22 protein-coding genes and 1 pseudogene are annotated in these 24,017 nt (G+C 38.3%); all 23 read left to right on the forward strand.

The annotated features are described in order from the left end of the window. Positions 1-31 precede the first annotated feature (31 nt). The 23 genes and pseudogenes from serS to ABJH90_RS06800 all read left to right on the forward strand — a co-directional run bounded on the left by serS (position 32) and on the right by ABJH90_RS06800 (position 23,998). The gene (gene serS / locus ABJH90_RS06690) at positions 32-1,303 is read left to right on the forward strand and encodes a serine--tRNA ligase (protein ID WP_348137769.1); all 1,272 of its coding nucleotides are present in this window, start codon (positions 32-34) and stop codon (positions 1,301-1,303) included. A 154-nt stretch (positions 1,304-1,457) separates the two neighbouring features. Beyond that, entirely contained in the window at positions 1,458-3,242 is a 1,785-nt protein-coding gene (locus tag ABJH90_RS06695) for a tetratricopeptide repeat protein (protein ID WP_348137771.1), read from the forward strand. Positions 3,243-3,274: 32 nt separating this feature from the next. Further along, positions 3,275-3,583, forward strand: a pseudogene (locus ABJH90_RS06700) (DUF4286 family protein); the annotation flags it as partial. Beyond that, entirely contained in the window at positions 3,569-3,922 is a 354-nt protein-coding gene (locus ABJH90_RS06705) for a gamma-glutamylcyclotransferase family protein (protein ID WP_348137975.1), read from the forward strand. The pseudogene ABJH90_RS06700 and the gene ABJH90_RS06705, both read left to right, overlap by 15 nt. A gap of 3 nt (positions 3,923-3,925) precedes the next feature. Then, entirely contained in the window at positions 3,926-4,786 is an 861-nt protein-coding gene (gene rsmA, locus ABJH90_RS06710) for a 16S rRNA (adenine(1518)-N(6)/adenine(1519)-N(6))-dimethyltransferase RsmA (RefSeq protein ID WP_348137773.1), read from the forward strand. Further along, positions 4,773-6,125, forward strand: a complete 1,353-nt coding sequence (gene mgtE, locus ABJH90_RS06715; RefSeq protein ID WP_348137775.1) for a magnesium transporter — start codon at positions 4,773-4,775, stop codon at positions 6,123-6,125. Before rsmA ends, mgtE begins: the two co-directional genes overlap by 14 nt. A 75-nt stretch (positions 6,126-6,200) precedes the next feature. After that, positions 6,201-7,121 (forward strand): carbon-nitrogen hydrolase family protein, encoded by a 921-nt coding sequence (locus tag ABJH90_RS06720; protein WP_348137777.1) that lies wholly within the window; start codon positions 6,201-6,203, stop codon positions 7,119-7,121. 38 nt (positions 7,122-7,159) lie between these two features. After that, positions 7,160-7,525, forward strand: coding sequence for a cupin domain-containing protein (locus tag ABJH90_RS06725; RefSeq protein ID WP_348137779.1), 366 nt, complete (start codon positions 7,160-7,162; stop codon positions 7,523-7,525). A 6-nt stretch (positions 7,526-7,531) separates the two neighbouring features. After that, positions 7,532-8,482, forward strand: a complete 951-nt coding sequence (locus ABJH90_RS06730; RefSeq protein WP_348137781.1) for a 2-hydroxyacid dehydrogenase — start codon at positions 7,532-7,534, stop codon at positions 8,480-8,482. Positions 8,483-8,612: 130 nt separating this feature from the next. After that, positions 8,613-10,583, forward strand: coding sequence for a sigma 54-interacting transcriptional regulator (locus tag ABJH90_RS06735; protein WP_348137783.1), 1,971 nt, complete (start codon positions 8,613-8,615; stop codon positions 10,581-10,583). Positions 10,584-11,134: 551 nt separating this feature from the next. Continuing rightward, positions 11,135-12,079: a tyrosine-protein phosphatase gene (locus ABJH90_RS06740; RefSeq protein ID WP_348137785.1), complete on the forward strand. Its 945-nt coding sequence runs from the start codon at positions 11,135-11,137 to the stop codon at positions 12,077-12,079. A 58-nt stretch (positions 12,080-12,137) separates the two neighbouring features. Then, positions 12,138-13,712: a DUF1254 domain-containing protein gene (locus tag ABJH90_RS06745; RefSeq protein ID WP_348137787.1), complete on the forward strand. Its 1,575-nt coding sequence runs from the start codon at positions 12,138-12,140 to the stop codon at positions 13,710-13,712. A 414-nt stretch (positions 13,713-14,126) separates the two neighbouring features. Further along, the gene (locus ABJH90_RS06750) at positions 14,127-14,771 is read left to right on the forward strand and encodes a DUF1214 domain-containing protein (protein ID WP_348137789.1); all 645 of its coding nucleotides are present in this window, start codon (positions 14,127-14,129) and stop codon (positions 14,769-14,771) included. Positions 14,772-14,913: 142 nt separating this feature from the next. After that, a complete protein-coding gene (locus tag ABJH90_RS06755) occupies positions 14,914-15,915 on the forward strand; it encodes a transporter (protein WP_348137791.1) in 1,002 nt (333 codons plus the stop codon). Between the two features lie 107 nt (positions 15,916-16,022). Then, positions 16,023-16,865 (forward strand): mechanosensitive ion channel family protein, encoded by an 843-nt coding sequence (locus tag ABJH90_RS06760; RefSeq protein WP_348137793.1) that lies wholly within the window; start codon positions 16,023-16,025, stop codon positions 16,863-16,865. A gap of 1 nt (position 16,866) precedes the next feature. Then, positions 16,867-17,919: a magnesium/cobalt transporter CorA gene (corA, locus tag ABJH90_RS06765; RefSeq protein WP_348137795.1), complete on the forward strand. Its 1,053-nt coding sequence runs from the start codon at positions 16,867-16,869 to the stop codon at positions 17,917-17,919. 150 nt (positions 17,920-18,069) lie between these two features. Beyond that, positions 18,070-19,707, forward strand: coding sequence for a porin (locus ABJH90_RS06770; protein WP_348137797.1), 1,638 nt, complete (start codon positions 18,070-18,072; stop codon positions 19,705-19,707). 69 nt (positions 19,708-19,776) lie between these two features. Beyond that, a complete protein-coding gene (locus ABJH90_RS06775; RefSeq protein ID WP_348137799.1) occupies positions 19,777-21,408 on the forward strand; it encodes a DUF748 domain-containing protein in 1,632 nt (543 codons plus the stop codon). Positions 21,409-21,621: 213 nt separating this feature from the next. Continuing rightward, positions 21,622-22,077, forward strand: a complete 456-nt coding sequence (locus ABJH90_RS06780) for a DUF1801 domain-containing protein (protein ID WP_348137801.1) — start codon at positions 21,622-21,624, stop codon at positions 22,075-22,077. Positions 22,078-22,087: 10 nt separating this feature from the next. Beyond that, positions 22,088-22,474, forward strand: coding sequence for a VOC family protein (locus tag ABJH90_RS06785; RefSeq protein WP_348137803.1), 387 nt, complete (start codon positions 22,088-22,090; stop codon positions 22,472-22,474). A gap of 51 nt (positions 22,475-22,525) precedes the next feature. Further along, the gene (locus ABJH90_RS06790; protein WP_348137805.1) at positions 22,526-23,095 is read left to right on the forward strand and encodes an NINE protein; all 570 of its coding nucleotides are present in this window, start codon (positions 22,526-22,528) and stop codon (positions 23,093-23,095) included. An 80-nt stretch (positions 23,096-23,175) separates the two neighbouring features. Next, positions 23,176-23,499: a metalloregulator ArsR/SmtB family transcription factor gene (locus ABJH90_RS06795; RefSeq protein ID WP_348137807.1), complete on the forward strand. Its 324-nt coding sequence runs from the start codon at positions 23,176-23,178 to the stop codon at positions 23,497-23,499. A gap of 10 nt (positions 23,500-23,509) precedes the next feature. Beyond that, positions 23,510-23,998: a DUF6428 family protein gene (locus tag ABJH90_RS06800; protein WP_348137809.1), complete on the forward strand. Its 489-nt coding sequence runs from the start codon at positions 23,510-23,512 to the stop codon at positions 23,996-23,998. Positions 23,999-24,017: the final 19 nt, after the last annotated feature.

Below are 24,017 nucleotides of genomic sequence, written 5' to 3' on the forward strand. Positions count from 1 at the left end.
ACCCTAAATTTGCGCCTTAAAACATCTTAACATGTTGCAATTACAAGCCTTACGAACAAATAAAGATCAGATTGCGAAAGCTTTAAAAAAACGCAATTTTGATGCAGAACTTCATTTGGATAAGGTTCTTAACCTTGATGAAAAAAGACGTGCGCTTCAAACAGATTTGGATAATACACTGGCAGAAGGCAATAAACTTTCCAAAGAGATTGGCTTGTTATTTAAAAGTGGAAAAGCAGAAGAAGCAAACCAGATTAAACAAAAAACAACTCAGCTAAAAGAAGATTCTAAAAGGCTAACCGAAGAACTAAATGCTGTTGCAGACGAGCTGGAGGAAGCACTTTATCAAATTCCCAATGTCCCGCATGAATCAGTCCCGGCCGGAAATAGTGAAGAAGATAACGAAGAAGTCTTCAGGGAAGGAGATATTCCTGTGCTGGGTGGCGATGCCAAACCACATTGGGAGCTGGCAAAAAAATATGACATCATAGATTTTGAACTGGGTGTTAAAATCACCGGGGCAGGATTTCCGGTATACAAGGGTAAAGGCGCCCGTTTGCAACGAGCCTTGATTGCCTATTTCTTAGATAAAAATACGGAAGCTGGGTATACCGAAATGCAGGTACCCCTCCTGGTTAATGAAGCTTCCGGCTATGGCACGGGACAACTCCCGGATAAAGAAGGTCAGATGTATCATGTTACTGAGGAAGATCTCTACCTGATACCAACAGCAGAAGTGCCTGTAACCAATGTTTTAAGAAATTCTATCCTCGATAAAAATGATCTCCCCATTTGCTATACGGGTTATACTCCTTGTTTCAGAAGGGAAGCAGGCAGCTACGGGGCGCATGTAAGGGGGCTCAACCGTCTGCACCAATTCGACAAGGTGGAAATAGTACGGGTAGAACATCCGGATAATTCTTACCAGGCATTGGATGCTATGGTAGAACATGTAAAAAATATCTTGAGGGAATTAAAGTTGCCTTTCAGAGTCCTGCGTCTTTGTGCCGGCGACCTTGGCTTTACCGCAGCCCTTACCTATGATTTCGAGGTGTTTTCTACTGCTCAGGACCGATGGTTGGAAATTAGTTCAGTCTCTAATTTCGAAACTTTTCAGGCGAACAGATTAAAGCTTCGTTACAGAGATGAAAACAACAAAACACAATTGGCTCATACGCTTAATGGCAGTTCACTGGCATTACCAAGGGTTTTGGCAGGGATACTGGAAAATTACCAGACCGCTGACGGGATAAATATTCCTGATATCCTGGTCCCTTATACAGGTTTTAGTAGGATAGATTAAATTATTTTACTTGATTGACTTATTGAGCGAATTACCATTATTTGCACCCTATATTGATGCTTAATCAATACGGGAAAAAGGTCAGTTCAGCGATATTATGTTTTCTTTGACAGTGTTTTTTATAGAGCTTGGTTAAATTTGATAAATTTCCAATATGAGATTTGCCTTATTATTTATTTGTCTTATCTGTACCTCCCAATGCTGGACACAAGAAGATTTTCTGGCAAAGCAGTATTTCAAAGATGGTGAATTTAAGAAAGCGGAAGTCTTTTATAAAAATCTGGCAGAAAAAAACCCCAGACGTACAGATTATGCCGAAGGTCTGATTGCGTGCTACCAGCAACTGGAAAAGTATGAAGAAGCCCAGGCCTTTCTTTTAAGGAAAATAGAATCAGGTAACCCATACCCAACTATTTATATTGAATTGGGGTATAATTACCTTCTGCAGGACCAGACAGAAAAGGCTAAAGAGAATTATGAAATTGCACTTTCAAAAATTGAGGTAAATCCAAACTTTGGTTATGGTATAGGGTTCAGATTTCAGCGCTATGCGCTTTTAGACTATGCACTAAGGGCCTACTCGAAAGCTATGGAGCTAAACCCGGAGTTAGACTATAATTTTCAAATGGCCCGTATTTATGGAGAACAAGGAGATATAGAAAGGATGTACGACTCCTATTTGGAACTAATTTCTGCAGGAAAGGCTACTCAGACCAATGTACTTCGGAATCTTGATAATTTTATTACCTCAGACCCTGAGAATCCTAACAACCTCAAGCTCAAAAAAATACTGCTGATAAAGGCACAAAAAAATCCGGATATCCTTTGGAATGAAATTTTAAGCTGGTTATTTGTGCAACAAAAGCAATACAACAGTGCCTTCAATCAGGAAAAAGCCATCTATAAAAGATCCGGGTCTTTTACATTGCAACGTTTGATTGGTCTGGGTGACATTGCTTTGGAGGACAATGCCGTTGATGATGCTGAAGCAATTTTTACCTATATCGATAAAAATTCTAAAGATCCGGTAATCAAACTCAATGCACGCCTGAATCTTATTGACATTGAACTTATAGACGCTAACACAAAACAGTTAGATGAAGTAGAAGCCCGGTTCGAATCTTTAATGGAAGTATATGGATATGAAAATCACACCTTACAATTGCAAATTGCCTATTCCCATTTCCTCACTTTTAAAAAAGGTAAACCCCGGGAGGCTATTGCTATCCTTAAGAAATGTTTAGATCTCCCCCTGGAACGCTTCAGTAAAGCTTATGTAAAACTTGCCCTTGGAGATATCCTTGTTTTTGATCAGAAATTCAACGAAGCACTAATTAATTTTTCCCAGGTCCAAAAAAGTTTAAAAAATGATGTTTTAGGGCAGGATGCGCGATTTAAAGTAGCTCAGACGAGTTTTTACAAGGGCGATTTTGATTGGGCTTTTACTCAATTAAAGGTCCTGAGAGGTTCAACTTCGCAACTTATTGCAAACGATGCCATGCAGTTAAGCCTTTTAATTTCAGATAATTCTTTGGAAGATTCAACTCAGATCGCATTAAAGAAGTATGCCAGAGCAGACCTCCTGTCTTATCAGCAGAACACGAATGAAGCGATTAAAGTCCTCGATGATATTCTCATAAATCACAAGGGAGAAAAAATAGAAGATGAGGCACTTTTAAAACAAGGTGAGCTTTTGGTACTTATCAAAGATTATGAGGCAGCAGAATTTAACTATCTTAAAATTGTTGAGTTTTATGGAAATGATATTTTGGCCGATGATGCGCATTTTGCACTTGCAGAGCTATATCGAAACATCTTAAATGAAACCGAGAAAGCTAAAGAACATTACGAGAAAATAATTTACAATTATCAGGACAGCTACTACTTTCCCCAGGCACGCAAAAATTTCCGAATATTGCGTGGCGATAGTATTAACTAAATTTGCATTTACTGACTTATAATATTTGATGTATGATTATCTACAATGTTACCATTAATATTGATGAAACTGTTCACGATAAATGGTTAGAATGGATGCAGGAAACGCATATTCCGGAGGTCCTGGAGACTGGAAAATTCATAAAGGCTAAAATGGCAAAAGTACTTGTGGAAGAAGAAATGGGAGGAATTACCTATTCTATACAATACACCGCTGAAAACAAGGAAATTTTAGATAAATATTACGCTGAGGATGCCGAAAGAATGCGCGAGGATGTAGTAAAGCACTTCGGAAATAAATTTGTAGCCTTTAGAACTGAACTGGCTGTGATTAAAGAGTATACTGCACATAGATTAAATGCAACTGAATATCTTTTTACTTACGGTACCTTGCAGGAGGAAAATATACAGTTAACTGTTTTTTCAAGAACACTTTCCGGTTTTAACGACACCCTTATAGGTTATAAGTTATCAGATGAGAAAGTAGTTGGTGTATATCCTGTAATGCAAAGTTCGGATGAGCCTGCGGATTTTGTGAATGGCAGAGTCTTTATGTGTAGTAATGAAGAAATTTTGGAAGTTGATAAATATGAAGGACCGGCTTATAAAAGAATTAAAGTAGTTCTGAACTCCGGAAAAAGTGCCTGGGCTTATATAAGCTCAACTCCGCAACCGAATTAGACTATGGCCAAAAAACGTAAAAAACACAGCTCGTTTAAGAAGAGTGCCTACCAGGTAGAAAGTCCGGTTAAAGCTAAAAAATATCTGGGGCAGCACTTTCTTAGAGATGAAGAAATTGCCAAAAAAATAGCCGATACGCTTTCAATGGACGGTTATACCAATGTACTTGAAATTGGGCCCGGTACTGGAGTCCTTACAAAATATTTGTTGCAGCGCTCTATGAACCTTGTCGCTATGGAACTGGATGAGGAATCTATTATTTACCTCAACCATAGCTTTCAGTTGGAACACAATGAAATTCTGCAGCAAAACAATTCCCTTGAGGTAATTCAGGCCGACTTCCTAAAATACGATCTTTCAACTTTATTTAATATGGAGCCTTTTGCCATAACCGGTAATTTTCCTTATAACATTTCTACGCAGATTGTTTTCAGGTTATTGGAGATTCGAAACAGGGTTCCGGAATTTTCAGGGATGTTCCAAAAAGAGGTGGCTCAACGCATTTGTGCCAAAGAAGGAAATAAAACCTATGGCATTCTTTCTGTTTTGGTCCAGGCATTTTATCATGCAGAATATCTTTTCACTGTAAATCCTGAGGTTTTTGATCCCCCTCCAAAAGTAGAGTCGGGGGTGTTAAGACTTGTAAGAAAAGATGATTTAACAATGGATTGTGATGAAAAATTGTTTTTTAGGGTAGTAAAAACAGGTTTTAACCAGCGCCGAAAGACTTTAAGAAACAGCTTAAAAATATTTAACCTTTCTGATAATCTAAAAGAAGATGCTATCTTTGACCGGCGTCCCGAAGAATTGGCTGTAGCCCAATTTATTTCGCTGACCAAGAAGATAGGTGATGACTCCATTTAAACTCACAGACGAGCTGCTGGCAGAAATTGAACTGCTTATAGAATCCGGGAAAGACGCAGATTTAAGGTCTTTCATGGCAGAGATCCACTATGCCGATATCGCAGAAATTGCTAATGATCTTAGTGAAGAATCGGCTACTTATCTTATTAAACTTCTGGATAGTGATAAAACCTCCGACGTACTCATTGAATTGGATGATGATATGCGGGAGGCTGTCCTTAATAATTTGTCTTCCAAGGAAATCGCAGAAGAATTAGAAGAACTGGATACCGATGATGCCGCGGATATCGTGGGAGAACTCCCTGAGGAAATTGTTGAAGAAGTAATTTCGGAAATAGAGGACCGTGATCATGCCAAGGATATTGTAGATCTTTTACGCTATGATGAAGATTCTGCAGGTGGACTTATGGCCAAGGAATTGGTAAAAGTAAATGAAAATTGGAACGTCCTTACCTGCGTTAAAGAAATGAGGGCACAGGCAGAAAATGTGACAAGGGTACATTCTATTTATGTAGTAGATGACGATGACAAACTAAAAGGCAGGCTCTCACTTAAGGATCTTTTAACCACCTCAACCAAATCTCCGATTAAAGATATTTATATTCCAAAAGTGGATAGGGTTACCGTAAACGAAGAACCTGAGGAAGTGGCAAAAATTATGTCCAAATACGATCTGGAAGCCATTCCCGTAGTTGATGAGATTGGGAGGTTGGTTGGCAGAATTACCATTGATGACATCGTAGATGTAATAAGGGAAGAAGCTGAGAAAGATTACCAGCTGGCGGCAGGTATCTCGCAGGATGTGGAGGCCGATGATAGTATTTGGGAGTTAACCAGAGCCCGTTTACCCTGGCTGTTTTTGGGCCTTATAGGCGGTATTGGGGCAGCAGCTATCATGGGAGGCTTTGAAGAACTGATAAGTAATCATGCAATCCTGTTCTTTTTTACACCATTAATTGCCGCCATGGCCGGTAATGTTGGAGTGCAATCAAGTGCCATCATAGTACAGGGAATTGCAAATGATGACCTCAAGGGTAGCATTAGTAACCGCCTGATTAAGGAAATGCTCCTGGCCACACTAAATGGTCTAATCCTGGGAATGGTTCTTTTAGTTTTTACCTGGTTCTGGCAAGGCAATTTTCCTGCAGCACTTGCCATTTCAATTTCGCTGGTTGTGGTAATCATCGTTGCCGGAATAATTGGAACCTTTATTCCCTTGTTTCTAAACAAAAGGGGTATAGATCCGGCTATTGCTACAGGCCCTTTTATTACGACAAGTAATGATATCTTCGGGATCTTGATTTATTTCTGGATAGCAAAAGTTATTTTGGGAATTTAGACCTCACTTTTATTAAAATTGGATACCTTAGAGTCCCCGAAATCTAAAATAAATTCTATTTAAGAATTTCAATCTATGCCAATAAAAGTAGGATTAGTCCAGGAAAGCCCTGTTTTTTTTAATAAAAAAGAAACCATTTCTAAAGTTGAAAGGCTTACGAAAACATATGCAGCGAAGGGATGTGATTTGTTGGTTTTTCCGGAATCTTTTATTCCGGGTTACCCAAGAGGATTTACCTTCGGCGCCACCATAGGCAGCAGATCTGAAAAGGGGCGCAAGCTTTATGCTGAATACTATGAAAACAGCCTCAATGTGCAGAGTGAAGACCTTAAAAGACTCGAAGACATTTCAAAAAAAAATAAAACCTACCTGGTTATTGGAGTAACCGAAAAAGATAATATAAGTGGCAGCCTTTATTGTTCCATGCTATATATATCCCCAACTTCGGGGTTACTGGGCACCCATCGGAAAATTAAACCTACAGGCACAGAAAGGATCATCTGGGCAGAAGCTTCCGGTGAATCATTAACTACCTATCAAACTAATATTGGCAAGTTGGGTGGACTTATCTGCTGGGAAAATTATATGCCTCTGGCCAGAATGTCAATGTACAGAAAAGGGGTTGAAATTTATATTGCCCCTACGGCAGATGCCAGGGAAGAATGGACCTCCACTATGCAACATATCGCTTTGGAAGGCAGATGCTACGTACTTGGTTGCAACCAGTATTTTACCAAATCTATGTATCCTGAAAACTACCAGTCACTTGTTGCTAATGAACCCGAAACAATGTGTCGGGGAGGCAGTATTATAGTGGCTCCTAACGGAAAAATTCTTGCCGGTCCATTATATGATAAAGCCGGAGTTCTTGTCTCTGAAATAGATCTTGAAGAAATTAAGTTAAACAAACTCGATTTTGATGTAATAGGTCATTATGCCAGAAATGATATTTTTGAATTTGATGCAAAAGACCAGCCTGAAACCAAAAAGGAGTAAGATTTGTTTTATAAAAAATTAGACTTAAGTTAATGAAAATGAAAACTATAAATTTAAAACAGAAACATGCCGCATTTAGTAAAACATGGCACCCGCATCAAATAGCGCAGGTAGATGATATGCAGGTAATCCTGGCAAAGATTCAGGGAGAGTTTGTATGGCATTCCCACGAAAATGAGGATGAACTATTCCAGGTTTTAAAAGGCACTTTGTATATGCAATTCAGAGACCGGACAGAGACAGTGAAAGCAGGCGAAATTATAGTTGTCCCAAAAGGGGTAGAACACAATCCGTCTACAAAAAACAATGAAGAAGTACATTTATTACTCTTTGAAAAGTTAACAACAGCGCACACCGGTAAGGTACAGCACGCAAGGACACAAACTGAATATCCTAAAATTTAAACAAGAATGAAAATCCTCCACTTAGACAACAACCATCCTTTGCTCATAGAGGAATTCAAAGCTCTGGGTTTTGAAAATGTTGAAGAATATACTGCACCGAAATCTGAGGTTGAAAAGACAATTCACCTCTATGACGGGCTTATTATCAGAAGCAGATTTAGCATAGACCAATCCTTTCTGGACAAAGCTAAAAACTTGAAATTTATTGGTAGGCTTGGGTCTGGATTGGAAAATATTGATGTGGATTACGCCTGGGATAAAGGAATTTATCTGGCAGCCGCTCCCGAAGGAAATCGTAATGCTGTAGGGGAACATTCCCTGGGATTATTATTGGCGCTTTTTAATAAGCTCACCAAAGCCAATCGTGAAGTAAAATCGGGAATTTGGGACAGAGAAGGGAATAGAGGATTTGAATTGGATGGCAAAACAGTGGGTATAATTGGTTATGGCAATACAGGGAAAGCCTTTGCTAAAAAACTCAGTGGTTTTGATGTTGAAGTAATTTGCTATGACATAGTTGGGGGCGTATCTGATGAAAATGCCAGGCAGGTAGGGATCATGGAATTGGAGCAAAGATCAGACATAATAAGCCTGCACGTACCTCAAACGCCCGAAACCCTGGGAATGATTAACACCGAATTTATCAGTGCATTTCAAAAACCATTTTGGTTGTTAAATACGGCAAGAGGAAAATGCGTAGTGACCGAAGATCTGGTTTCCGCTTTAAAATCTGGTAAAATATTAGGTGCGGGATTAGATGTACTTGAATATGAAAAAACCTCCTTCGAAGATATGTTTGCAGAAGGTGAACTTCCGGATACTTTTAAATATCTAATTGATGCCGAAAATGTTATTCTCTCTCCGCATGTTGCCGGGTGGACCATTGAGAGCAAGGAGAAATTAGCACAGACAATTGTAGATAAAATCAAATCCAGAATTGGTCAATTTAAGGTGTAAAAAAAACTGTATGCGATCAAAAAATCAATAGTGAAAATTATTGTCTAAATTTTCAAATGCACTATCTTTATTAAGAGGGTCTTATCATAATAGCTTTCTTTTGATATTCGAATATGAAATGTATCTTGTAATGAATATGCAGAAAGATAAAATAGCAAATCAACACACAAAAGTTTTGATCGAAAATTCCAGCTTTGAATCAATGCTCGGAGATTTATCAGCAAAACTGGCAAATCTGCCACTCGAATCTATAGATGCAGCTATTGAATCGAGCCTGAAATCGATTGTAGAATTCTTTGAGGCAGATCGCTGTCATCTGGGTACTTTCTCTGATGATCAAACCAAATTTGTCATTTCCTATTTCTATTCTCGACCCGGTATTAACATTCCTCCAATTACGGGAATTGGAGAAGACTTTCTGCCATTCATCTATAAGAGCATCAAGAAAGACAAGTTATTGGCCTTCACCAAAATCACCGAATTTCCCAATAATGCCCGTCATGATAGAGCTGTAATTGAAAAAATGGGTTTAAAGTCGCTGTTCTTACTTCCATTAAAGATTGACAATGCTGTTCATTTCGGCCTTTCTTTATCTACGGTTCGTAAACAGCAAGAATGGAAAAAACATACAATCAATCAAATTAAAATTGTGGGAAACATTTTGGCTAATGTGATGCACAGAAAAATCGCTCTCAAACAACTATTAGAAGAAAAAGAATGGACAGAGGCTATTATGGAAGGAATGCCACAACTAACCTATGTCATGAATTTGGAGGGAAGGTTAATACGTTGGAATAAGAATTATCAAGATCTCACAGGATATTCTGCGGAGGAATTAACTAATAAATACCCAAGTGATTTCCTAAGTGAAGAGCATAACAAAAAGGTAACGGAAGAACTCCAGAAAATAATTGAGGATGGGAAGGAACGTAGTGTTGAATATGATATTATTACTAAAGATGGTAAAATAGTGCCCGACTATTATGGGTCCGGAAAGTTGGTTAAAGTTGGAGACGAATCTTTTTTTGTTGGACAAACTATTGATATTTCTGAGATGAAGCAAGCTCAAAGAAAAATCACCATCCAACTGCAAGAAATTAGGGAGTTAAAAGATCAACTGGAAGTAGAAAATATTTACCTGCGTCAGGAGCTGATGAATGCTAATTCCTCCAGCGAGATCATTGGTGAAAGCGACAGTCTAAAACACATCTTTTACCGGGCGGATCAGGTTGCCGCCCTGGACACCACTGTTTTGCTCGAAGGGGAAACAGGAACAGGAAAAGAATTGTTTGCGCGCTATTTACATCAAAAAAGCAAACGGAAAGACAAACCATTTATCACGGTAAATTGCGCCTCCTTACCAGCAACTCTAATTGAAAGTGAATTATTCGGGCATGAGAAAGGTGCTTTTACGGATGCCGTCCAAAAACAGATTGGCCGATTTGAGTTGGCCGATGGCGGAACGCTGTTTCTGGATGAGATAGGCGAAATTCCCATAGAACTTCAGTCCAAATTATTACGAGTGCTGCAGGAAGGAGAGTTTGAACGGATTGGAAATCCACGTACACTGAAAGTTAACGTAAGGGTGATCGCAGCAACTAATAAGGTCCTGGAGGAGGAAGTCCAAAAGGGGCGTTTTCGTGAGGATTTATATTACCGCTTAAATGTATTTCCCATCACCATTACACCATTGAGAAAAAGAGTAAGTGATATCCCTTTATTAGTAGAATATTTTGTCAGGCGATTTAACCAGAAGATTGGGAAAAATATCACCAAAATTCCAAAAAAAGTAATGGAGCAACTAAAAACATATCATTGGCCGGGTAACATCCGTGAGCTTGAAAATATCATTGAACGTGCTATGATTCTCTCTCATTCTTCAACTTTATCAATGGAACCGATGCCATCAACTAAGAATGTTACCAAAAAAAAGCTCCAATCCTTGGAGGATCATGAACGAGACTATATCAATAAAGTACTCGCACAAACCCTATGGCGAATTAATGGGCCTAAAGGGGCCGCTCTCATTCTGGATATGCATCCCGAGACACTTCGGTCTCGAATTAAAAAGTTAGGAATGAAACATCCTAAGCATTCCTAATACACTTCTTTAAATATCATGATATATATTGTTTTTCATCATATATCATGTTTTATCTCATTGCTTAGTTTCATATACAATACAAAAAATCAATCTACATATTTGATTGCAAGACTGTTATGCCTTTTTTAAAAATTTGGCCTAACAATTGAATACAAATTGTCCTACTGAACAAGTTTTAAAACGGTGTTGGTAAGATAATTTAAACAGCCTATGGAACGATTGAAAATAGCATTAAGGATAAAACCGTCTAAGATCGTTGAGTTTAAACAAACGCTATACCATCTCAGTGAGGAACTACAAAAAGACTGTTCTAGTCTAAAAATTAAAGAAACTAACAATCTTCAATCCTACACCATTATAGGGGAATGGGAAACGGAAGATCAAATGCACCGAGCAATCATAAGCAAAGCATTCACAATACTATCCGGTGCAATAACCGCCCTTTGTGAGAAATCCACAATTCATCTTAATGATAAACCTAGGGGTAATCACATTTCGATATTGGCAAACATTAAAAATAATCAACTTAAATAATGAAACTAATTAAAATGAAAACTAAACATATTAAGATCCATTTAGATGGAATAATGAAAGTAGTTCTAATTTTGGTGCTGCTTGTAGGAATCACTAGTTGCAAAAACAAGCAGGATCCATCAGCTGCTACTGAAGTAACAACAGCAAAAAAAGTAATTCTTTCTGAACCCGGTATAAGCCTCGGAATCGCTTCGGTGCCGAACCTGCGTGATCTTGGAGGATACGAAACAAACGATGGCGCAACTGTCGTCCGAGGTCTCGTGTATCGCTCTAATCAGCTTGCCAAGATTAGTCCGGAAGACATGGAGAAGATTGCTAAACTCGGACTTAAGAATGACTATGACCTGCGGACGGAGGCAGAACGAACACCTTTGCCAGACGAACTTCCTCCCGGTGTGAACAATATCTGGCTAGACGTACTGAAAGACGCTAGCGGATCTGCACCAACAAATCTTTTAGCGTTATTGCAGGATCCGGAAGAAGGAAACAAAGAATTGGGCGATGGTAAAATTGAAGCCGTTTTCATAACGTCCTACCGTGATTTCGTCTCCTTGTCCAGCGCAAAAACGGCCTACCACGAGTTCTTTACTTCGCTGGCCAATAAAAATAAGTTACCTGCATTGTTTCACTGTACCACGGGCAAGGACCGCACGGGATGGGCAGCAGCAGCCTTATTAACGCTACTCGATGTGCCCAAAGAAACTGTGATGAAAGATTACCTGCGCAGCAATGACTATATCCTTCCACTCTATAAAGAGGTAATTGACGGTTACGTTTCGGGAGGTGGAGAACCGTCTATTCCGCAGGCCATTTTTGGTGTCAAAGAAGAGTATCTTGAAGCATCTTTTGATGAAATGCAGACTAATTACGGCACCATCGAGAACTACTTTTCAGAAGGCTTGGGCATTGATGCCACCATGCAAAAAAAATTACGCGATATATACCTTAAAAAGGAATAAACCTTAATTATAAATAAGAATAAAACAGATGAATAGCAACACTTTAAAAATGACAATTATGAATTCAAAATTATGGATAATAGCATTGTTCTCCTTGGCTATGTTAGGATGCCAGGACAATGGTAAAAAAACAGAGGAAGCAAAGTCTCCCGCTAAAGAGCTAAAGACGTATGCGCAAACAACTGAACTACCGGAGGGGCTTCATACCCCTGACGTCGTTGAAACTTCTATTGGGACCTTGAAATTCACGGATGGAGCTCCGCTTCCTGAAACTGCAGAATTGGTTTACGAAAACCTGGACAGAATGCGTGGTGTGGATGTATTTTTAAAATGTATGTCTGCAGCCTCTGTAAGACAGCTTATGGTGGGACCTGAAGCTCTTGGAACTAACCATAATAATAAAGTGTTTATTTATGACAAATTAATGGATTCGAAGCCTTATTTTTTAACGGGTAACACCTCTACACTTTATGTATTACCAACCTTTAATTTGAAAGAAACCGGAGCAACGGTTGTTGAAGTACCACCGGGTATGCTGGGCGCTTTTAATGATGCATGGTTCAGGTATATGCAGGATGTGGGTCCTATGGGTCCGGATAAGGGAGCAGGTGGAAAATTCTTATTACTACCACCTGATTACGAGGGAGACATTCCAACAGGTTATTTTGTAGTAAAATCTCCTACTTACCGAGTTTGGACATTTATGCGTGGCTCCATCGCCAATGGTATGGAAGCTGCGGTCAAAAACGTAACAGAAAATCTGAAGGTGTATCCTTTAGCACAAAAAGACAATCCTTCTAAAATGGAGTTTATTAGTGGATCAGGGAAACATATAAATACAATCCACGACAACGATTATCATTTTTATGAGCATGTAAATGCTGTTATTCAGGAAGAACCCTTGGAAATGATTGATGCAGAAACTCGCGGACTATTAGCTTCAATTGGTATTGAGAAAGGCGAAGAATTTAATCCTGATGAAAGAATGAAACGCATATTAACAGATGCTGTTGCCATAGCAAATGCTACTGCCCGATCAATAGTATGGTACCCAAGGGTTAGCGGAAGTGTGGATAACATGAATGGAATAGAAGTTTATCCTGATACCCACAGCGCCTGGTTAATGGCATGGGTTGATAAAAATGTATTTTTTAACGGTAAGGACGGACAGACCATGAATACAGATGCAAGGGTTATGTTCTACTATCCTTACACCGCTGTTACACCGGCAATGGCCGTTACTATTCCCGGAGCTGGTTCTGATTATGGTATTGCCTATGTAGATGCTGACAAACAGCCTATGGATGGGGCACTTACCTATAAAATACATGTTCCGGCTAATCCTCCTGCCAAAGATTTTTGGGCCGTAACAGTCTATGACACACAAACACGTTCTCAACTACAAACAGACCAGAAATTTCCAACAGTTGGAAGTCAAACCGAAGGTCTTAAAATGAATGACGATGGATCGGTTGACATCTATCTTGGTCCTGAAGCACCTGCTGGTTTTGAGAATAATTGGTTACAAACCATTCCCGGAAAAAGTTGGTTCGCTGGGTTTAGAATGTATGGTCCTTTAGAAGCATGGATAGATAAAAGTTGGAGACCTAGTGAAATTACAAAAGTGAAATAATAGTAAAACATGATAATTATGAAAACAAAATTGAGATTTAATAAAATTACTTCGGCATTGCTAATTGCTGTGCTTTCAACCTTTGCCGTTGCGCCAGCACAGGCTCAGGACCTCGTTAAGGTCACCATCGACAACTACGTTCGTGCCGAGAGCGACGTTCAAATGAAGGGATACGCCTTGGCTATGGATGCCTTTGGCAAATTCGCCATCAACCGGACGCGCTATAATGTTGACAACCAGGTGACCGTTCGCGGAAACCGCGACACGTACTATATGTTCGGAGTCTTTGACCTTACTTCACCGCTGACCATAACGATACCAGACGCCGGAGGTCGGTACATGTCAATGCAGGCGATTAGTCAGGATCACAACATTCCACCTTCTATCTACGGCCCAGCAACAAAGACCTATACGATGGAGGAAATGGGGACCCGATATATCTTAATTGGCATCCGAACCTTTGCGGATCCTAATGACCCTGCCGATATTAAGATTTGTCACGACCTGCAGGATGCGGTCGTAGTCGAACAGGCCGAGATGGGTAAACTTGAGTTGCCGAATTGGGATAAGCAGGGTGTCGAGACCTTGCGTAATGCGATCAATGTGCTGGGCTCTACTATGGGGTCTACCGTTGGATGGTTTGGCGAGAAGGACAAACTCGATCCCGTTAACCGCCTGTTGGGTACTGCATTCGGATGGGGTGGTCAGCCAAGTCATGACGCTATTTATGTCAATTTTCCTCTAGAGAAGAATGACGGAAAAACAGCTTATACCCTTACTGTGAAGGATGATGTGCCGGTTGATGCCTTTTGGTCTGTGATCGTATACGACAGTGAGTCCTGGATACCAAAAAATACACGGGGCATCTATTCTTACAACTCAATCACCGCAAAGAAGGCAGAGGATGGAAGCGCTACGATCCACTTCGGAGGTGTTCCAAGTGCAGATAATTATCTTGAAATCATGGATGGCTGGAATTACCTCGTGAGGTTATACAGACCGAGAGCTGAAATATTAGACGGTAGCTGGACATTTCCCAAACCGAAGCCTGTTAAATAATAAAACTTTGTATAAAGGGTATTCCCGCCTGCCGGTCGGGCAGGAAAATGCCCTTTATACTTAAGCCTTGGGCTTCATTTAAAATAGCTGGATTACAGATGAATATTCTGTTTGTAGCTAACAAACTAAGTCAAGAAAACGAATGAAAACAAAAAGCATTATTCTAACTACAATTTTTATGGTGCTGGGCATTTTGAATACTAAGGCTCAAATTGTATCCCCTGCTCAATCTGGTGGATATGTACCTGGTATCAATGGCGTTCGTGATTATGCAAATCCGGGCCAAGACGGACTATTTATTTTTGACTACAACATATTTGTAAATGCAAATTCCTATTACGACCGAAATGGAAACAAAGTAAATACGATAGAAGGCCCCCTGGGAAATACTATACCCTTGGATATTGATATCTCGGGCTACATTAATAGTCTTATGCTCGTTTATGCATCACCAAATCTTCCCTTCTTAGGTAATGCCCAATATCTTTTTATTGCAGCTCCAAATTATACTACCGCAAAAGCAACGGTTGGCCTCGGTGAATTACTAAATGGTAAGACTGTTGAAGGAGGTGCTTCCGGTTTTGGAGACCTAACCGTTTCTCCCCTTATGTTATCCTGGACATTGGATAAATTCGATTTTACCGGCGGATATTTATTTTATGCTCCTACCGGAAGATATGAAACAGGTGCCGATGACAATATCGGTCTTGGTTATTGGTCACACGTCATTCAAATGGCTTCTTATTATTATCCCAAACCAGACAAATCTACTGCTTTCATGTTTATGCCCTCTTATGAATTTCACGGAAACATAAAAGATGCTGACGTACGACCGGGAAGCCGGTTTATTATGGAATACGGCATCAGCCAGTATTTATCTGAAAAGCTTGAAGTAACGCTACAGGGTGGACACGCCTGGCAAATGGGTGAAGATTCTGGTAGTGACGTCTATTGGGATCCTTCGGTTAAAGATCAGATGAGTGTATTCGGTTTAGGAATTAGTTATTGGTTCTTGCCCAATTTATATACCAATGCAAAGTATACGGGGTCCTATGGGCTCAAGCAAAACTTTAAAACCAATATGTTTCAGTTGCAAATTATACTGATTCCAAACCTGTTTAAAAAGAAGGAATCAGGCAGTTGACGGAACAAATATTTTAGATGGAAACTGGAAATTTCCTAAGCCGTTGGAAGTTAAATAAGCTAAACATAAATTAATAGTAATTATAAACTTAAAAGAAGACAATAGCAATGAGTAAAGAAACGATGAATTACATTTTATTGGTAGTTATAACTTTAGCCATTGCTATTGTTCTATCACTAATTTTAAGGAAATTGCTTAGTGCATATATTAAGAATTATGCGGAGAAATTAAAAACAGACCCTACGAACTTTTTATTCATTAAAAATTCAGTTGGATTTATAATATACACAGCAGCTATAATTTTTATCTTTTCCCAAATACCATATTTAAAGTCACTTGGAACTGCCCTTTTTGCGGGTGCAGGTATATTAGCTGTTGTTATTGGGTTTGCATCACAAAGTGCATTGTCTAATATAATTAGCGGTGTTTTTATTTTAATTTTTAAACCTGTAAAAGTATCTGATATCATTGAATTTAAAGATGGCCTAAGGGGTACTGTTGAAGAGATTACGCTCAGGCATATTTTGATCAAAGATTTTGAAAACAAGAGAATTGTAATTCCAAATAGTGTCATAAGTGATGAAACTATTATTAATAGTCATATTAAAGATGAAAAAATAAGGAAGCATGTGGTATTTTCAATTAGCTACGATTCTAATATTGACAAGGCAATTGATATCATACGGGATGAAGCGCAAAATCACCCGTTATTAATTGACAATCGAACTAAAGAAGAAATTTCTAATAACGCTCCTGTGGTAGCTGTTCGTGTTATCTCACTTTCTGACTTTTCAATCGATATCAAAGCATATCTCTGGGCTGCAGATATTAGTAATGCCTTTTCCATGAGCTGTGATCTTTTAAAATCTGTAAAACAAAGATTTGACAGAGAAGGTATTGAAATCCCATTTCCTTACAGAACAATTGTTTACAAAAAGGACTTAAAATAAGATGAGAAAAATTCTAAATAGGAAAAAGACAAATCCCTCAGTCCCAATCTTTACTGGGGTTAAATATACTGAAACACTCAGCCTTCAGTTATTCAAATACAATCAAGCGGAATGTATTGAAGATTCAGATTATATTCAAAAGGAATTCAACGGTTTTCAACAAAATGAATATCAATATTGGCTCAATGTATATGGAATACATGATGTTGAAAAGATAAAAAACATTTGCAGTAAGTTGGGGGTTCATGATCTGGCAATTCAGGATATACTCGATGTAAATCAGAGACCGAAATTCCAGGAATTTGAAAAACATTGGTTTTTTACTTTAAAATCTATTATTCCTACAAATAATTCACTAATCGAACAGCAACAGTTAAGTTTCATATTGGGGAGCAACTTCTTAGTCTCATTTCAAGAAAAAAAGGCAGATTATTTCGATCATATCAGACAAAGACTAAGGAATAAAGCAGGAATAATACGTGAACGTGGTTCCGATTATCTATTGTTTTTATTACTTGAATCAATTTTGGATAACTACTTTAAAACAGTAAATGATATTGATGGTAAAATTGAAAAGCTGGGACTTGTTGACACAGAAACTGACCCATCACCTTTTACCTTAAAAACAATTGAGCTTTATAAACGACAAATTCATCAGATAAAAAAGACGATCATTCCAATAAAAGAATTTGTAACAAAAATTGAAAGAGAAAAATTTGGTTTCATACATGAAAAACACATCAAATATTTCTATGAACTAAGAGACCTTTGTTTATCTCTTATTGATGATTGTGAGTACATTGAAGTGAGATTGGAAAGCAGCATAAATTTGTTTTTTTCGGTTCAGGGACATCGAATGAATCAAGTAATGAAAATCCTAACAATTGTAGCCACAATATTTATCCCTTTGACTTTTATTGCTGGTGTTTATGGGATGAATTTTTCAAATATGCCCGAATTAAACTGGGAATGGGGATATTTTGGAGCCTGGTTTATAATGATTATCGTATTTATTGTAATGATAATTTACTTCAAAAGAAAGAATTGGTTTTAAAAAATCTACAGCTAACAATGTATAAAAATAATAATGGAAATAGCAGTAAAATAAAATGTAGTAGCCCGCTTCAACTCTCTTTCAACTTGAAAGGATTGAAGCCCGCAATCGGCTAATATTCTTATGCCATGCAAAACCAAATAGATCATAATGGTAAAAACTAAGTTTCTCTATGCAGCAATTCTGATGATGATTCCTTTTTTTGGGATTACACAAGATATGATAAATGATATGCAAAAGATCATGATCCGGAATGTAACGGTGATCGATCAGGCAGGAAAAACCGGGGATGTGGTCGTCAGTATTCTCATTGATCAAAAGAAACTTGTAATGGTGACTCAGGATAAGATCGCCATGACCAAAGCTGATATTGCTTTTGATGCTAATGGGGGATATATTCTTGGCAAACTTGAAGTGGGAAACCCGGCAGCGTTTATTATCCTCGATCAGGATCCTCGAATAAATGATGACGTGTTGCTCGACACCAAATCATTTGCAGTATTCGCTGTTTCTAAGGGAGAAGTTGTTTTGAATAAGTTGATCCGGATTGATGTTGATTCTCAAGAGCAAATAAGTGGCTGGCAATCGTATGCACCACCAGCCGTGGCTTTGCCCTTATCCTATCAAAATAAACGAAAATGGAATGTATTCAGGACAAAGCCAATTACTGCAGTGTTCGGAGGCGCTATTCTTATGGAAAATACGCGCTGGCTTTCAGATGAACCGGTAAATGAAGAACAGGTAGGTGATCTCAGCGAATTCAAAGGAGGTTCCATCCGTGGGTTTCGGGCCGGTTTAGGCGGCACCTTCAATTTCAAAAAACCCTGGATGTATCTTTTTACTTTTGGTACACGTGCTTTTGATCGGGGTTTTAAGCAAGGTGATCTAAGTGAATTTGTACTTTATGATTACAGAGTAGATATTCCTGTAGGATCAGCTACATTGAGCCTGGGAAAAACAAAGGAAACTTTTTCTGTTTCAAGATTATCAGCCATGATATACGAACCCAGTCAGCAGGAGCGGGCGTCAGTTGCAGATGGCCTTTTGCCAGCCAGAAATATTGGGATCGTCATCAATAATACCTTTGTGAAGGAACGAATGACCTGGGCTGCCGGAGTATTTAACAACTGGATTGAGACAGATCGATCTTTTTCTGACAATCCCACGGTCCTGACAGGGCGTATTACAGGACTGCCATTTATCACCAAAGATGAAAGCAATCTCTTACACCTTGGGATAGCAGGTCGGTATTCCAATGCGGCAGGAGGGATTCGCTATAAAACAAAAACTGAGATTTTCAGTGGGCCGGTTTCGGTTGATACCGACCTGCTTGATGATGCAGAATCAACTTTTCACTATGGGTTGGAAATGGCATGGAGAAAAGGACCTTTCATTTTATTGGGTGAGTATATCCAATCCAATGTCCGTTCTTCTACCTTCAATGACCCCAGTTTTAAGGGGTACTATGTAGTGGCTTCTTATGTAATTACCGGGGAAATGCGTCAATATAATAAACGAAGTGGTACTTTCAAAAGAGTTAAGGTCGCCAATGGAATTAATTCAGGGGGCTGGGGTGAGTTGGAAGTTTACAGCCGATGGTCATCCATTGATTTGACCGATAATGGTATTGATGGTGGTAAAATGGACACATTTTCACTTGGATTAAATTGGAGTCCTATTTCAGCCTTACAGGCTAATGTAAACTACAGGTATTCAACACTTGATCGCACAGGACAAACAGGTTCAAACCACGGACTTGTAACGCGTCTTGTATTTATATTGGATTGATTATGCAATAAAACATTGTTCATCAAAAGGCCGTAAATTAGTAAAACAGAAAAAATAACTTATAATAATATGAAAAAGATTGTTATTTGGGTTCTAATAGTTCTTGGGATATTATTTATCATGATGAAGGGTTTTGAATGGAGGTTGGAATCGACATTCCAGGCTAGATTAAATTCAAATCCTGATAGAGCTTACAACATTACGTATTCTGATTTTGATTTAGGCACCTTTTTTAAAGGGGTAACTTTACACGATGTTAGTATTGTACCTTTAAACCCTGGAAAAGGAACCGTAATTATTGGGCATGTAGATTATGCTACCATTAAAGGGATAGTATGGAGAAAATTCTTGTTTGGAAAAAAATTGAATTTAAATGAGATTGCTTTTGAACAACCGTTATTTGAAGTCACACTTAGTGCAGACACTACTAAAAGTACCAGTGGCAAAGGGTTTCAGGAAATGTTTGGTGATATATTATCGCGTGCAGATCTAAAGCATTTTCGCATTCAAAATGGTTCTATTATTCTAAGAGATCCTGATTCACAAGGTATAAAAGGTCAGGTAAAGCGATTAAATATACTGGCTACCGAAATAGAAACTGATTCTTTGAAATTTAAAAACCTGATACCATTTCAAGTCGGTAATATAAATGTAGATCTGGATAGTGTAACATTCAAACCCAACGACTATACAGATATTAAATTAGGTCATTTTCATTACAACCTGAAAGAGAAGGAGATTTTATTGAGTGATATTTCCCTGGGCTATTCTATCGATTGGATTGAAGTTAGTAAGCGTGCGGGGGTCCAAAACGATATCATTGAGTTAAATGTAAAAGAAATTGGTATACATAAGTTTGAGCATTCAAATAAATTTTATACACAATTAGATATTGTAGCCCAAATGGTTTCCATTGACGAACTGAACATTAAACTGCAAAGAAATAAGAATATTCCCAGGCCTCCGGATGTAGTTAAACCTATGTTTCAAGGTATTATTAACTCAATTCCCATGGAAATTCTTATAGACTCCATTCAAATTTCCAATTCTTCGGTAACCTATGGCGAACTTGGAGTTAAAAAAAGTGAATCAGGATCGCTTAAATTTCAGGAAATTAATGGAACTATTACTGAGGTCACTAACATACCCAAAGAACAAATAAATAAAGGTCAGTTAGACGCAACAATTAGTGCCAGCCTAATTGGTAAGGCTGGAATTAATATTGATTTAAGCGTTCCATATGATAAAGAAACATTTTCATTAGCCGTAGATGTTGGAGCAATGGATATGACCAGCTTAAACCCAACCTTAAAACCCCTGGCTGGCGTTGAAATGGTAACCGGACAAATGAGCCGAATTCAGTTTCATATGAATGCCGGTGCAGTTCAATCCCAAAACAATCTGGTATTTGATTATAGTGACTTACATGTGAAATTGACTAGCGAAAAGAGCAAGGATAAATCTAAGAAGAAAGTGTTGCTTTCTGCAGTTGCCAATACTGCAATTCGGGCAAATAATTTACCCGGTAAGCACAATTATCTTGTAGCGGCGTATCAGTCGAGGAGAAACGTATATCGATCACCTATTAATTATATTGTTCAAGGATTAATTCATGGGTTTACCAGAATTGTTCCTGGAAAGGCTGTCCAAAATATTATTAATAAGGATAACAAAAAGGGCAAAAAAAAGAAAAAGTCTTAAATATAAAATACAACTCTATTGCTTGATAATTTCGTTGAGTAACAAAGGGTTTGATTTTATAAATATAATGTTTGCAAGGGATAGGGAATGAAGGTGAAGTTCCGGTATACAGCAGTGCATTTATGGCTATGCTTATGTACATTACTGTGTTGTGTATTGGTATAGTAGTTTCTTTGATAGGGGCCTTAGTATTTCAACGAAAATAGAACAGCTATGCAATCAAATGCCAAAACGCCTAAAGAGTATATTGCCGAATTACCTCCGGACAGGAAACAGCCCATAATGAAGTTACGTGAAACTATCTTAAAAAACCTTCCTGAGGGTTTTCAGGAAGTTATGAGCTATGGGATGATAGGGTACGTGGTGCCTCACGCAATATACCCGGATGGATACCATACGAATCCCGTGCTTCCTTTACCATTTATAAATATTGCTTCGCAAAAAAACTTCATAGCTCTTTACCATATGGGAATTTATAGCAATAAAGGTTTGTTAAAATGGTTTGTTTCGGCATATCCTAAACATGTAAAAACCAAATTAGATATGGGTAAAAGTTGTATTCGTTTTAAAAACATAAATCATATTCCCTATTCTTTAATAGGTGAATTAGCATCAAAGATGACTGTTGAACAATGGATAACTATTTACGAACAGGCCTGGAAAAAATAAGCGATTTATTATGAAACAAAGAGTTACCGGATTAGGTGGGTTTTTCTTTAAAACTGCAGATCCTGATAAAATAAAGGACTGGTATAAAAATCATCTAGGATTGAATACGGACCAATACGGCTGCACCTTCTGGTGGAAAGATAAGGAAGGAAATGATTGTTCTACACAATGGAGTCCTTTTAAAGAAGATACCTCCTATTTTAAACCCAGCAAAAAAGAATTTATGATGAATTTTCGGGTAGAAAATTTGGTAGAATTATTAGCCGCTTTAAAAAAGGAAGGTGTTACCATTGTTGGAGAAATTGAGGAATATGAGTATGGAATATTTGGATGGATCCTGGATCCGGAAGGCAATAAGCTAGAGCTTTGGGAACCAGTGGATAAAGCATTTCTTTGATACCAAAATAATTACTACATTTAAGAGAGTATTAACCAACACAAAATAATCATGTCAGAAGAAAATAAGGATCCTGAAGACAAAGCAGAGGGTGCCTTTGATAAAGCTAAAGGTAAAGCCAAAGAGAAAGCCAAGGAAGCCAAAGAGAAAGCCAAGGAATTTACTGAAGAAGCCAAAGAGAAGGCCAAGGAATTTACCGAAGAAGCCAAGGAATCTGCTAAAGAGTTTGCAGATGAAGCCAAAGAATCTGCTAAAGAATTTGCAGAAGAAACTAAAGAAGCTGCCAGTGATTTCACTGAGGACGCCAAGAAAACTGCAGATGAATTTTCTGAGGGCGTGAAAGGGGTAACTGAAGCAGAAAACAAAAAAATACTTGCAGGGATACTCGGTATTGTATTAGGTGCTTTTGGAGTTCATAAGTTTATATTAGGGTATCAGAAGGAAGGATTTATCCTGTTGGGAATAACCATTGTTGGCTTCGTGCTTAGTTGCATTGGTATAGGTATATTCATGGTATGGATCAGTGGTATGATTGGATTAATAGAAGGTATTATTTACCTCACCAAGTCTGATGAGGATTTCTATAACACCTACCAGGTGGGTAGAAAGCCCTGGTTCTAAAATCTAAAAAGTCGGGTTTTTTACGATCTGACTTTTTTTATTGCATTTATTATCGTAATATTGCAATATATAAATATGTAATGGGAACAACCAAAACGCAAATATTTACTGCCGAACAAAATCAATTGGCTACCATATTAAAGGTATTGGCCAACCCGGCCCGGATTGCGATCTTACAGCATATTAGCTGTCAGAAAGACTGTATTTGTAACGATATTGTTGAAGAAATAGGACTCGCACAACCTACCATTTCCCAGCATTTAAAGGAACTCAAAAGCATTGATTTAATTGAGGGTGAAATAAGTGGTAAAAGGGTCTGTTATTGCATCAACCAAAAGAAATGGGTGGAAATACAAGCGATAATTAATGACTTCTTTAATAAAACAAATGTGAACTGTTGCTAAAAACAAATTAATGAAAACAAAAGAATTTTTATCTCTCCTAAGGGATAACGGAAGTAAAGAATTAGTATTTGACTACAACAAAGGGTCTCTGGTGGGCGCCAACTATCACCTTACCGAGGTAAAAAATATTGTGGTTGACTCTGTGGATTGTGGAGCAGGAACTGACTTTTGGAAAGAAACCATAGTTCAACTCTGGGAAAGTCCGTCCGAATTAGACAAGACTAAGTATATGTCTGTTTCTAAAGCACTTCAAATTCTTAACAGGGTAAACGGAATTAAACCAATGGAATTGGAAGCCGAGCTTAAGATTGAATATAGCAATGCTAACTTTCACACCGCTCAGCTATTTATTGATGAATACGAAATACATGAAGACCGTTTACTTATTAAACTTTCCGTGGAAAAAACAGACTGTAAGGCAAAAGAGGAATGTGTGGTCCCCATTGAAGTTAATGCGGAAAAAGAAGTCTGTTGTTCTCCAGGTGGAGGTTGCTGTTAGTAATTCGGTAATATAGCCA

This window comes from Eudoraea sp. (genome assembly GCF_039969275.1).
In the GTDB taxonomy this organism is placed as follows: Bacteria; Bacteroidota; Bacteroidia; order Flavobacteriales; family Flavobacteriaceae; genus Eudoraea.